Annotated in this window: 16 protein-coding genes; 4 read left to right on the top strand and 12 right to left on the bottom strand. The window is 31.3% G+C overall.

The window, feature by feature from the left end:
• Positions 1-62 precede the first annotated feature (62 nt).
• Positions 63-1,019 carry a S8 family peptidase gene (locus CN946_RS07420; protein ID WP_098860563.1) on the bottom strand — a complete coding sequence of 319 codons (957 nt, stop codon included), beginning with the start codon at positions 1,017-1,019 and terminating at the stop codon, positions 63-65.
• A gap of 288 nt (positions 1,020-1,307) precedes the next feature.
• Here CN946_RS07420 and CN946_RS23355 point away from each other — a divergent pair, with 288 nt between their 5' ends.
• Positions 1,308-1,451, top strand: a complete 144-nt coding sequence (locus CN946_RS23355; protein ID WP_176547245.1) for a hypothetical protein — start codon at positions 1,308-1,310, stop codon at positions 1,449-1,451.
• 163 nt (positions 1,452-1,614) lie between these two features.
• Here CN946_RS23355 and CN946_RS07415 read toward each other — a convergent pair whose 3' ends face one another.
• From CN946_RS07415 to CN946_RS07390, 7 genes are all read right to left on the bottom strand, one after another.
• The gene (locus tag CN946_RS07415) at positions 1,615-2,100 is read right to left on the bottom strand and encodes a cysteine hydrolase family protein (protein ID WP_098860562.1); all 486 of its coding nucleotides are present in this window, start codon (positions 2,098-2,100) and stop codon (positions 1,615-1,617) included.
• 648 nt (positions 2,101-2,748) lie between these two features.
• Positions 2,749-3,012 (bottom strand): hypothetical protein, encoded by a 264-nt coding sequence (locus CN946_RS07410; RefSeq protein WP_098860561.1) that lies wholly within the window; start codon positions 3,010-3,012, stop codon positions 2,749-2,751.
• A 117-nt stretch (positions 3,013-3,129) separates the two neighbouring features.
• Positions 3,130-4,191 (bottom strand): DmpA family aminopeptidase, encoded by a 1,062-nt coding sequence (locus CN946_RS07405; RefSeq protein WP_098860560.1) that lies wholly within the window; start codon positions 4,189-4,191, stop codon positions 3,130-3,132.
• A 130-nt stretch (positions 4,192-4,321) separates the two neighbouring features.
• A complete protein-coding gene (locus tag CN946_RS23350; RefSeq protein WP_176547244.1) occupies positions 4,322-4,471 on the bottom strand; it encodes a hypothetical protein in 150 nt (49 codons plus the stop codon).
• A 343-nt stretch (positions 4,472-4,814) separates the two neighbouring features.
• Complete coding sequence (locus CN946_RS07400; RefSeq protein WP_098860559.1) at positions 4,815-5,195, bottom strand: VOC family protein; 381 nt, start codon at positions 5,193-5,195, stop codon at positions 4,815-4,817.
• Positions 5,196-5,340: 145 nt separating this feature from the next.
• The gene (locus tag CN946_RS07395) at positions 5,341-5,706 is read right to left on the bottom strand and encodes a hypothetical protein (protein WP_098860558.1); all 366 of its coding nucleotides are present in this window, start codon (positions 5,704-5,706) and stop codon (positions 5,341-5,343) included.
• Between the two features lie 201 nt (positions 5,707-5,907).
• Positions 5,908-6,333 carry a DUF7878 domain-containing protein gene (locus tag CN946_RS07390; protein WP_098860557.1) on the bottom strand — a complete coding sequence of 142 codons (426 nt, stop codon included), beginning with the start codon at positions 6,331-6,333 and terminating at the stop codon, positions 5,908-5,910.
• A gap of 188 nt (positions 6,334-6,521) precedes the next feature.
• Here CN946_RS07390 and CN946_RS07385 point away from each other — a divergent pair, with 188 nt between their 5' ends.
• The gene (locus CN946_RS07385; RefSeq protein ID WP_098860556.1) at positions 6,522-6,767 is read left to right on the top strand and encodes a hypothetical protein; all 246 of its coding nucleotides are present in this window, start codon (positions 6,522-6,524) and stop codon (positions 6,765-6,767) included.
• Between the two features lie 140 nt (positions 6,768-6,907).
• The gene (locus tag CN946_RS07380; protein ID WP_098860555.1) at positions 6,908-7,147 is read left to right on the top strand and encodes a DUF6429 family protein; all 240 of its coding nucleotides are present in this window, start codon (positions 6,908-6,910) and stop codon (positions 7,145-7,147) included.
• Between the two features lie 55 nt (positions 7,148-7,202).
• On the opposite strand, the gene CN946_RS07375 is transcribed toward CN946_RS07380, so the two are convergent.
• The 4 genes from CN946_RS07375 to CN946_RS07360 all read right to left on the bottom strand — a co-directional run bounded on the left by CN946_RS07375 (position 7,203) and on the right by CN946_RS07360 (position 10,873).
• Positions 7,203-7,682: a hypothetical protein gene (locus tag CN946_RS07375; RefSeq protein ID WP_098860554.1), complete on the bottom strand. Its 480-nt coding sequence runs from the start codon at positions 7,680-7,682 to the stop codon at positions 7,203-7,205.
• Positions 7,683-7,879: 197 nt separating this feature from the next.
• Entirely contained in the window at positions 7,880-9,046 is a 1,167-nt protein-coding gene (locus CN946_RS07370; RefSeq protein WP_141546877.1) for a collagen-like domain-containing protein, read from the bottom strand.
• Positions 9,047-9,262: 216 nt separating this feature from the next.
• Entirely contained in the window at positions 9,263-10,045 is a 783-nt protein-coding gene (locus CN946_RS07365) for a class I SAM-dependent methyltransferase (protein ID WP_286133856.1), read from the bottom strand.
• A gap of 102 nt (positions 10,046-10,147) precedes the next feature.
• The gene (locus CN946_RS07360; protein ID WP_098860551.1) at positions 10,148-10,873 is read right to left on the bottom strand and encodes a MurR/RpiR family transcriptional regulator; all 726 of its coding nucleotides are present in this window, start codon (positions 10,871-10,873) and stop codon (positions 10,148-10,150) included.
• Positions 10,874-11,113: 240 nt separating this feature from the next.
• Here CN946_RS07360 and CN946_RS07355 point away from each other — a divergent pair, with 240 nt between their 5' ends.
• Positions 11,114-12,550 carry a glycoside hydrolase family 1 protein gene (locus CN946_RS07355; protein WP_098860550.1) on the top strand — a complete coding sequence of 479 codons (1,437 nt, stop codon included), beginning with the start codon at positions 11,114-11,116 and terminating at the stop codon, positions 12,548-12,550.
• The last annotated feature ends 54 nt before the right edge of the window (positions 12,551-12,604 follow it).

Raw genomic sequence — 12,604 nt, 5'->3', positions numbered from 1 at the left:
CTTTTTTCTATTCATCAAAAAAGTCCCGAATAGTCTAGCAACACTACCCGGGACTTTACCTATTATTTTATTACATTCGGAGATTTTGAGGGTATATTTACGCCTAGATTTAAAAGTCCATGGCCTTCCTCAAACGTACTGTATCCGATTGGTACTGTATGACTTATTAGCAGTTCGAACAAATCTGGTTCAGTGATTTTCTCATTATTCTCAGACTCAAACTGTTGAATTAATAATGCAATTGCCCCTGATACATGTGGTGTTGCCATTGATGTACCAGAAAGAACAGCATATTGATTTGTCGGATACGTCGAAAGAATCTTTTCTCCCGGCGCAACTAAATCAATTTCGTTATTTGTATTACTAAAATTTGATAGCCGTTTTTGAAGACTTACGGAACCTACTTCTATAACTTCATCGTAAGCCCCTGGATAGCTATATTCATTGGTTGAGCCCTCCCCATCACCTTCGTTACCAGCTGCGCATACAACGGCTATATTTTGTTCAACCGCTCTTTGAATCGCTTCATGTAACGAAGAATCATCCTTTGGGCCACCTAATGACATTGAAATCACTCGAACAGTTTCTCCATTAGAGCCTTTCCAATTCGTCGCATAATCAATCGCTTGTACAATTGATTCAATGCTACCTTCCCCAGCACCAGTTAGTACTTTTAAAACGAGAAGTTTAGCTTTTGGAGCTACTCCTACAACACCTTCTCCATTTTCAGAAGCTGCAATCGTTCCACATACATGTGTACCGTGACCGTTATTATCTAAGAATACGTTAGGATCCCCACCGTAATCTTCAGTAAAATTATATCCACCAATAATTCGCTCTTGTAATTCAGGGTGGTCAGTCTGACAGCCAGTATCAATAACTGCTACAACCACGTCTTCCCCTTGACACCCTTTGTCCCAAATAGATTTAGCTTCAATTAAACGAACTCCAGGTGGTACTTCATTTGTACTACCTTTAACTTCTTCCAGCTTGTAAGGAATTAATCTAAATTTAGACATGCCTACCAACTCCTTTTTGGGATTTATTCATAAAGGATAAATCTTTGAGGTATAGATTAGTATTCTACATCCATCCATAATTTTCCTTTAAACAAATTCAACTTTATTTAAAATTAATTCTAAAACGGTTACAAATTAATATATTCACTTATTTAATTAAGCAAATTGATAAATCTTCTTTCACTACATAAAAACTTTGCTAACCTTTACATCAGATTAATCTTAGCTTAAAAAAATAGATTTATAATCTAATAGTGTTAAGGCATTATTCAAACTAGGGGGAATAAGATGCTTACTAATTTTTTAACTGAAATCAAATTTTGGTGGTTTGGAGAGTTACGAGAAGAAATAGAAGAAATTGAACGAAATGAATCCAAGCATACAAGAGTTCGATTTGACTCTGATATTTATGAATTAATCCGTATTCATTAGAAGAATATGAGAAAGTTTGTCTAAATTCCCAATAGATAAGATTAGAACCACAAGATCAATCATTTTACCTTGTGGTTTCTTTGTTTTATTCTTCTATAAAAAATAGTGCTCAAAGTACAATGACTTATAAGAGCACTTTTTATGTTATCAATCTATTTTTATACTAAATAATGTATGGTACAACATTGTATGAAATAATGTTTCGATCCCGATACGTTTGAGTTATTACATCACTTTTTGTGCTTAGTATTCCATTTTGCAATAAGACAGGTTTAAATCCTCTTTCGCTAGCTCCATTATAAGTAAATAGAACACAATGTTCTGCTGCAAATCCAGCTATTATAACTAACTCAACATCATTTCCTTTCAAAATCTGTTCTAACTCAGTATTCCAAAATGCATTTGAATGTTCTTTTGAAACACAAATATCTTGTTCTTCAACTTTAATTTCGGGGATGAAAGAAAGTAATTCTGAATTTAGTTCATCTGCTCCTTCAATATCTTGAACATGTATAACTAGATGATTTTTAGATCGAATACGGTCAGCAACAAAGTTTATATATTCACAAGCACCTTCGACATTCAATGATTCTTTTTTATCCTCTAAAAATATTTTTTGCATATCAATAATAAGAAAACCAATTTTCATTATTTACCCTCCATGACACTCTTTATTCCTTTTAAATAATTATTCTATTTGTTTTGTTATTGTCCTACTTTTTTTTAATAAAAATAACTAATCGATTACTTTCATATTTAATGCTGGAAGAAAAAACAATATTGATAGAATAAAAAATACAAAAATAGCATTGAGCTGATTATCAATGCTAACGCTGTTGAAAAACAATCTTNNAGCCTGCGGGGTCTTTAGCCTTCCCGCATATCCCATAGGAGTCGAGCATCCCTCCATTCCAATCAACTAATTCATCAAAAAAGTTTACGATAAAACCCTAAATATCCTTTACTTAGAGTAACATAACAGTTTATCAATCAGTTTGTAAGTCAATTGAGATTGTAAATCAACTTATAAACTATGCATATAAAACTAACTATCTAAAATTTGCTCTTAATATCTTTAATTTACGAAAAAACAATTACTATAGTTGCTTGGTATATTAAAATCGTTAATAAATATAAAAAAATGAATTATAACATCTATAATGTTCCACTTAATTTTGTTTTCCCTATAGACCGTTTTAGAGTTTTTTATTTAAACGGATTCTTTTTCAGCCGGAACTAGAAAATGACAGCCCTTTAATATACAATTAGATCTGTCATTTTTTATGAATTTTCGAAGTTATTTATTATTTAATTTTTTTATTTCTATTTGGCTGCCATTGATCGGTAATTTTTTCACACTATATTTTCTTTGATCTAAATTTGGCAAAGGTAGCTTCAATATATTTATATTTTTATCGGCAATTGCTTCATTTTGAGTTGCATTCTGAATGCGTTCCTTTAGTGTAACATTAGTCTTTTTTAATCCAATTTGATCAAAAGCTAAAAAACTAACACCTAAACAAATTACAAATGTAGAAACAAAAAATACAATTTTTTTCATAGCAGCCTCCTAACTTAATGCTTGTCCAACTTTAAGATTAAGAGTATTTTATGAAATTTATTTCGGAATTAGAACTAGAAGTCTCTTCTTTCTAGTTAGATTTTTGAATTCCATAATCTATATTAAGTTAACATTGTACTTTTCTATTAAATCTTTAAAAGCTGGTCTTTCATTTCCATCTCTTCCAACAATATGTGTTGCAGTTACTAAAGAGTTTAAAACCGCTTCTTCTGTTGCTTCGCCTACTGCTCTAAATGCGAGATCAATATCTTCTTCATGTATAGTCGGAATCGTAATGCATTGCGCTGTTTTTTCATGAGGTATTTTTGTAGCAGTTGAAAAACCAATGACGACTTCACCACTTCCTGTTGTAATAATTGAGCCCGTTCTTGATAAACCCGTAATTGTTCTTTTAATGATACGATTTAGCTGCCTTTCAGATACGGGCAGGTCCGTTGCAACAATCATAATGATTGAACCCTTATCTTGTTCGTCTCGTTCTTTTAAGATATAATCTCGCAATTCTGCTCCAACAGGTTTTCCATTTACTTTTAAATCGCTTAAAATCCCAAAGTTAGATAAGACTAAAACACCCATTGTATATGTACCATGTTCCATCTTCATCACTCGAGAAGCAGTTCCAATCCCGCCTTTTAATGAATAGCAAAGCATTCCAGTTCCTGCTCCAACAGTTCCTTCTTTCACATCTGAAGAAGCGTTACTTAATGCTTGAAAAACATGGTCTTTTGATATAAATCTAGCTCGTACATCATTTAAAAGCATATCATTACACTCGCAAATTACTGGATTAACAGTACCTGTCGTACGACCTATTTCTGGATTATGTTCTAACATATATTCAATTAAAGCGTCTGCAGCTGTCCCAATGCTTAGAGTATTTGTTAAAATAATTGGCGTTTCGATCGTTCCTAACTCATTGATCTGAATCGTGCCCATCGACTTACCAAACCCATTAATAACATGCGACGACGCGATTAACTTATCCTTAAATAGATTACCTTGATGAGGAAATATTGCTGTAACACCAGTTTGAATGTCTTGATCGCTAATCGTTACATGACCTACTGTAACCCCTTCAACATCCGTAATAGAATTTAGTTTTCCTGTTTCTAGGTACCCAATATTAACACCATAATCTCTTATTCTTTTTTGACTCATTAAAAATACCCTCCAGATTCATATTCAAAATGTGTAGTAGCATAAATTTAAATGATTTTAATTTCGAAAGTACAAAAAGCCCTTATTCAGAGCTTTTTAGTAAAAATAATTTGTCTTCTTTTAAGATATATTAATGACTTTCTATTAATTTCATTTTCTCTTGATTTTCTTTAACTTTTAAAGGGATATAAGTTAAAGAAATTAACGCTCCACTTATCATTAGTAAAATCATCAATGAAGTGACTATTAGTACGATTTTTTTGGAAAATACTTTCATCATAAGTTGATTTCTCCTTTTATGATTAATCTTACGAATTATTTTAACAGATAACTTAGAAAATTAGTTACTTACTTTATAAAAATAAAAATCTCAATTACTCTCCAAGATTATCCTCAATCTATAAATTTCTTTGTTTAACCAATAAGGAAATTATTACCATATGAGAAAAACGAACTAATCCCATTTCCTAACATACCCTGTATTAACCTTGTTTTCTTGGGGGCATTGGCAAACAGGTACACATCACTTTTATCTTCATGGTAAAAGTGATTTTTTAAATAAAATTCATAAAAAAACACAAGGTAAAATTTTACCCTGTGCTTTAATTTATTACGTAAATCTTTTACTTTTTTTCCATTACAGTAAAATAATTTTGTTCATCATCAGCAAAGTTAAACACTCTACCATTTGGCATTTCAACAATTTCACCAACAGTTACTTTTTTGTTTGTTAAATCACTATACATTTCATCAAGTTTATTTGTAAAAAACATTAAAGAAGGTGTACCTAAATTAAGAGATGGCTGCATTTTAGAAATTAATTCTCTATTATGAAGTACAATACTTGTTTCAGCGTTTTTTGAAGGTGCAACTTCAATCCATCTCATTCCTTGACCACTATTATTATCTGAAATAATACTAAAGCCTACTTTCTCAGTCCAAAAGTTCACTGCTTCCTCTTGATTGTTTACATATACCATAACTTGACCAAGCATATTAATCATTTCATTCTCTGCTTAAAAATAATTTAGTCCATAGCAATTATCTTGACCATCAAAGTTAGAAAATAGAAGTTTTATTAATGAAACTTTGATACTTTTACTGTATCTGGGCGGTATAGATGAACTTCGTAACCCTCTTCTTTATTGTTTAATTCCCAAACTGTTCCTGCAATAGTTTGGTTAACTTTGAATCAAGTTTATATCCGTTACCATTTTGAAAATACATACCTTGATTGTAATTTATTTCAAATTCCTCTTTTTTACCATCTTTCTCAAGAAAAGTGAGTCTTAAATCTGTGGATTCCATTTGTTTATCCACATTGTTCTTTAAATTAAAACCTTTTTCGATTTTCTTAATTAAATTATAGTCTTGATCCGCCGAATAAATAATTGTATCTACAGAAGTAACTCCAATAATACCTACAACTTTACTAGTTTTACTCTCAGTATTTGATTTCATAGAACAGCCAAATAGGAATATACAACTAAAAAAAACGATTAGAAGTTTTCTCATTAATCCTCCATTTTGTTTACGATTTTCTAATAAAATTCAACATCTTACCCATTACTCCTTTTAAACCATTAGATAATAATTAAAAAGATATATTACGGATATGAAATCAAATTTTTATTAGTAAAATTTCCCTATATGCACTAAAAAAAGAGTTACTCTTGCAACTCTTTTTAGTAAAACAACATTGATTAATAATAAAAATTACTGATTATATTTATCAAGCGTATAATCATAATTGATTTCAATAAGTCCATCATTTAACGCAGTAAGAAATCTATTTACAGACTCAACTAATACCTCTGTATTAATATATTCTGTCGGTTCAAACATTTGCCACACCGAATAAATCCCCCACTTGTCATCTCCTTTATATAGGAAATTCATAAGATCTTCATTTCGATTAATCGATTCATAATTCATGTTATCTCTTGATCCATTTTCTACCTTTTGAACCCATTCACTTAATTGACTCGAAAACTCAGTAAGATTTAAATTCGGATCATGAAAAAATAAAGTTTCATTTAAATAAATATTTAATGAACCATCTATATATTTTCCAGTATTGGCAACATAAGCCGGTTCTGTAGGTAGATAATCATTTAATATAAACAAGAATTTTAAATTCATAAATTTCTCCTTTCGTATTTAGTTCAATCTTTATTCATGTATTTTGTACTTAGTTTCTATTGTTTCCTATTTTTGGTATTTCCCTCATTTTTTATTTTTCTTTTTTAAGTTTATTTTAGGTTCTTTAATTATCAAACAAAAATAATTTTTTATGGTCTTATCTATAAAAAAGAAAGTGGGATTGCAATATGAATCAATTTATTGCTGGTCTTTTTCAATCGATTCTTATATTAATTTTAGCATTCGTGTTTGTCTATAAATATTCAGAAATTCGCACAAGAAATACTCATTTTGTTTGTCCTCGTTGTAGCAGTCGCTTTAAATTATCTAAATTAAATTTTGCTTTAGCATTTAAAACCGGTAAAGTATATGAACGGCTAGTTAAATGTCCCGTTTGTGGTCATAGAGATCGGATGCCAATTATAAATGATTAAATTACGCTATTATTTTCACCGCGAATATGGGGTACTAATTTATAGTTTATTAATTATAAATAAGAGGAAAGCTTATATTTAAAAAGGTTTCCTCTTATTTCCTTATTTATTTAATATAATTTAGAAAGGAATTATTTTAAATGAAAGAACTAATCGATGAATTAACTTTATTGTTATTATATTTAACAGCATTTGAAGAAAACACAGTATTAGGTGAAACTTCACTCAGAAGTTGGAAAGGCTATCCATTCGATACATTAAATAAATTATCGAATAATAATCTCATTATTTTTAGTAATCGTGCTAAATCAGTTTACTTAACAGAAGATGGAATAGAATTAGCTAACATATTATTGCAGAAATATACTATACAAAAATGAAGATTAAGCTTTATTTAAGTCAACTATTTTAAAACTATAGAAATCTAGAACAAGGCTATTCACAATGATTATCGCATTGTATCAAGTAATCATTCTTTAAAATGTCCGTTGCTTTCTTTATATTTGAAACGGTTAAAAAAAGACTATCTTTTTCTCCTATAAAAAATGATTTCACACCAACTTTACACCATAAACTACCGTAAATTTTACTAAATACTCCTGGAATACTAGGGGGAATATTTAATAGAGCGAATATAGTTTCTTCTTTAAATTTAACATTAAATGATTCAAGTACTTCTTTAACTACTTTTAGATCATGTTTATTTTGCGATTCTGTTGTACCAGGTACAAGTCTAACGAAATTATTATTTTCACCACTTTTTGTCAGTAAAATTCCAACAATATTTACTGAATCGTTAGCAATATCTTTTAAAACACAACTGAAAGTTTCATCATTTACTATAAAAGTAAATTGGCTTCTAAATTCAATATCAAATCGTAACTGTTCGACTTTACGGCCATTAAAGCGATTCAAATTCTCCACATCCTTATTTTTCTTTTTTTATTAAAGTATGTGAAAAAAAATAAAATGTTTTTAGTTGAAGATTAGGCTCTTTATTCATCCATTTGCCCTTATCTCAAATTAAAAAAGCCCCTTCTAATAAACAGCGTTAACATTTTAAACTGTCTATTATAAGGGGAAATATTAATCTATTAATTTAACTCTAACTCTTAAGGTGTAAATGTGATTATATTCATATCTCTATTAATTGCCGATGCTGAAGTAACATTCGAAATTGCAGTAAATATTACTCTAAGACTATAGGTTGAAGTTGCATTTGCCGGTGCTATATTAACTTGAGTACTTGCAAATTGATATCGGTGAGTACCAGCTGTCGGCTGGCTACTATTAAATACTCTAGTGTCTATTAAAGTTGCATCCCTATAAAGTCTCAACTCAAATGTAACTGACCAGTTTGCAGTAACCACTAACTCGATTGCTGTTGCATAGTCAATTTTAAGCTGCTGATTTGCGAGTACAGCCTGAGTGATACTTACAATTGTTACTTCTGTATTAAGTGGTGGGAATACAGCAATCGATCCTGCGTTTTCTGCAAATGTTAGAGTTGGTCTTTGACCTGTTGGACCTGTTGGACCTGTTGCTCCGGTTGGGCCTGTTATTCCTGTTACCCCTGTTGCTCCTGTCGTTCCCGTTGCTCCTGTTACCCCTGTTGCTCCCGTCACACCTGTTGCCCCGGCTACCCCGGTTGTGCCAGTCAAACCTGCTATTCCTCTTTCTCCTGTTACACCATTCGCTCCGGTTGAACCGGTCAAACCTGTTACTCCTCTTTCTCCTGTTACACCATTCGCTCCGGTTGAACCGGTCGAACCTGTTACTCCTCTTTCTCCTGTTACACCATTCGCTCCGGTTGGGCCCATCGAACCTGTTATTCCTCTTTCTCCTGTTACACCAGTCGCTCCGGTTATGCCGGTCGGACCTGTTACTCCTCTTTCTCCTGTTACACCATTCGCTCCGGTTGTGCCGGTCGGACCTGTTACTCCTCCTTCTCCTGTTACACCATTCGCTCCGGTTACTCCGGTTGAGCCCGTCGAACCTGTTACTCCTCTTTCTCCAGTCGGACCAGTTGATCCGGCAGCCCCGGTTACTCCAGTTAGCCCTTGTGGACCAGTTTTACCTCTCTTACCTCTAGGTCCTCTACAACATTTATCACAACAGCAACATTTCTTTGAATCTTTACATTTACAGCTCTTACAATTCTTACATTTACTGTCCTTACATTTGCATTTCTTACATTCATTACACTCACAGTTCTTACACTTACATTTGCAATCTTTACAATTACAAGATTTTTTATTTTCTTTGTTGTCTTTTCCCAAATTATCACCTTTTCTTACTAGAAAACCGATTTGGTAATAAATTCTTGTCCATTTTCCATACCAATATAATTTATGTTTTTACATTAAAATTTGATTAGTTTATATGTCTATAAAATAAATGGTAATTTTTTACATAGAAAAACATGGAATAAAGATAGATATTTTTATAGTTTAAAACTCAAAAAAAAGAGGATATCTTTATCCTCTTAAATAAAATTAAACCTGCGCTCTAAGGATGTAGCGCGAAAAAGTAATCGGCAATCCTTCATTAGTTGCATTTTGTTCAAATATTCGTTTTACTTCTAAGAAATTATTTTCTATTATATCTTTAATTAGCGATTGTTTTTGGCCGAAGCATCTTAGTATTAAAACATCCAGTGGCGTATGTAAAAATTCAAAACTATTAATAACTTGTATTTCTACACTTTCAAACTTACTTAATTCAACTCTTTGTCTTATCGTTTTTAAAATAGATTTCTCACTATTAATTGATTCAAAAAGATTAGGAAATAATTTAGGCAATTCAATTCCTAAATCATCACCAGGATGAAGTCCAATGATCTTGCTTCCTTTTTTTACTACTCTTTTAAGTTCTTGATAAGCTGAAGTCGGTCCCTTTCTGTTATAAGCACAGTCAAATTGTCCTGTTTCAAATGGCAATCCATTTTTTGTGCTGCCAACAATAAAAGACACATTTAGTTTTTTTGATTCATTACCACTTTTAATAAAATCATTTGTAAGATCAAATCCTACAATTTCTTTTGCTTTTTCACTACATTTAATAGTGAATTCTCCATGACCACACCCTACATCTAATACAGTTTTGTTATTTATTATTTCAAATACTTCATTATTAAAAATTAACTCCCCATTTGGCTCTGTAATTGTTGAATTCCAAGGATATTTATATTCCCCATATAATTTGCCTATTTGTTCATACCACTTTGTTGAATGTGGTGTTACCCAATCCTTATGTAATGTTGGATCGATTAATTTCATGAATATTAATACTCCTTTACTCTTTATCAGAATAAATAAAGTTCCTCACATTACGAGAAATCCCTTCTTATAATTAGTAAAAATATTCATAGACCATTTGACTTATTGATTAATTCGATAAATTTCGCGCGCTATTGATTCAATTATATAGACCACAGGTACTTGAGTAGTAATATTTGCCTCTTCAAAATACTCTTCTGTTACATAATAGGGAATATTTAAATCAGAAATTTTGGCAATTGTCGATAATTTGTTGTTCGTAATACTAATAATTTTACAACCTTCTTGTTTAAGCAAATTCAGATGATTTACTGTGAAAACAGTTTCTCCAGAGACTGACAAAGCAATTGCTATACTATTTTTTGTTAATTTAGAATGAATCGGAAAATGTGGGTCTTTTATGTAAAGTGAAAATTTCCCTAAACTTGAAAAGTACCTTGAACCATATTCAGCGAGAATACCTGAGCTACCTATCCCAATAAAAATTACATTTTCGGCTTTGTTTATTTCAATAGCAGCCTCTTTCACTTTATTTTCTAAATCACCTTTTAAAGATCTCTCAAAAAATTCCACTAGCGTATGTTGAGCGCTTTTTACAAAGGTCCGTTTCTCCTCTTCCAAATACATTTTTAACTTTACTTTAAATTCAGAAAAGCCGTCGCAATTTAGTTTCCTACAAAAACGTAAAATTGTTGAAGTTGAAACATGGGTTTCATCTGCAATTTCACGTATACGCATATATGCGACTTTTTCCATATTTTGTGAAATGTAATTATATAAAGATAACTCTAACTCATTGAAAGATGCGATTTGATCATTTGAAAACATTTTATATAGTTCTCCTTTTATAGCTAGTTCCAATTTAAATATATTCTGTTTTATTATCTTAGCATACAAAAACAAAAAACACAGCGTTACTTTTCTGAAACAAATATTTACTTTTGTGAATAGAAACTAGATTCAATTCACATATTTACTAACATCTTCGTTAACGTTATGATTCGTTTATATTCTCATTAATTAAAAATATGGATTAAAACATCTAAAAAGAAATTAGGAGGTAAAAAAATGAATCAGTTTAAATTTCCTAAAGATTTTTTATGGGGTGGCGCTACTGCTGCTAATCAAATGGAAGGCGGATTTTATGAAGGGAACAAAGGTTTAAATATAGCCGATGTTCTTCCAGGCGGAAAGGAACGCTTGAACATTTTACAGTCACCTGGATTTAATTTTGAGATTGATCGTTCAAAGTATAATTATCCTAACCACGAAGGAATTGACTTCTATCACCGATATAAAGAAGATATTGCTTTATTTACGGAAATGGGTTTTAAAGTTTTCCGAATGTCAATTGCTTGGACAAGAATTTTTCCAAATGGAAATGAATTAGAAGCAAATGAAGAAGGATTGGCTTTCTATGATCGTGTTTTTGACGAACTACACAAACATGGCATTGAACCAGTTGTTACAATTTCACACTATGAAATGCCAGTAAATCTTGTAAAACAATATGGCGGTTGGAGAAATAGAGAAGTAGTAAACTTCTTTGAAAGATATGTGAACGCAATCTTCAATCGTTATAAAAACAAAGTAAAATATTGGATGACTTTTAATGAAATTAATAGTGGATTAATTATGCCAATTATGGGTCTTGGTTTTTCGGTAAAAGAAGAAAAAGATAAATACCAACCAACATTTCAGGCCTTTCATCATCAATTTGTTGCAAGTAGTATTGCTGTCAAAGCATGTCATGAAATCATTCCAAATTCTCAAATTGGCTGTATGATTTTATATGCTCCAGTTTATTCATTTGATTCGAATCCTAAAAACGTAATGTATGCCCTTGAAGAAGAACGCTTTTTTAACTACTTCTGTGCAGACGTTCAGGTTCGTGGCGAATATCCGTCATTTATTAAGCGTTTCTTTAAAGAAAACAATATTAATATTGAAATGCAAGATGGAGATTTAGAATTAATTAAAGAAGGCACTGTTGACTATATTGGGTTCAGTTATTATATGTCTAGAACAGAGAAAAAGGAAAAATCTGACTTAGAAAGCTCACAAGGAAATCTGATTGGCGGAGTTAAAAATCCTTTCCTAAAAGCAAGTGACTGGGGCTGGGAAATTGATCCCGTAGGTTTACGAATTAGTTTAAATCAATTGTATGACCGTTACCAAGTACCGTTATTTGTTGTAGAAAATGGTCTAGGTGCATATGACAAAGTAGAAGATGACGGAACAATTAATGATTATTATCGAATTGATTATTTACGTGAGCATATTAATGCTATGGGAGAAGCCATTCAAGATGGCGTAAAATTGATGGGTTATACTAGTTGGGGTTGTATTGATCTTGTTAGTGCATCATCAGGTGAGTTCTCAAAACGTTATGGCTTCATTTATGTCGATAAACATGACGACGGTAGTGGAACATTAGAACGAAAGAAGAAAAAATCATTTTTCTGGTACAAAGACGTAATTGCTTCAAATGGAGAAAAACTATAAATAAATTAGAAAAAGGAACTTCTTATAATTCGAAGTTCCTTTATTCATATTAGG

Origin of the sequence: Bacillus sp. AFS053548 (assembly GCF_002575105.1) — a bacterium.
Lineage (GTDB): Bacteria > Bacillota > Bacilli > Bacillales > Bacillaceae_G > Gottfriedia.
The sequence above is the reverse complement of the archived record's forward strand: the minus strand, read 5'-3'. Positions and strand labels throughout refer to the sequence as shown.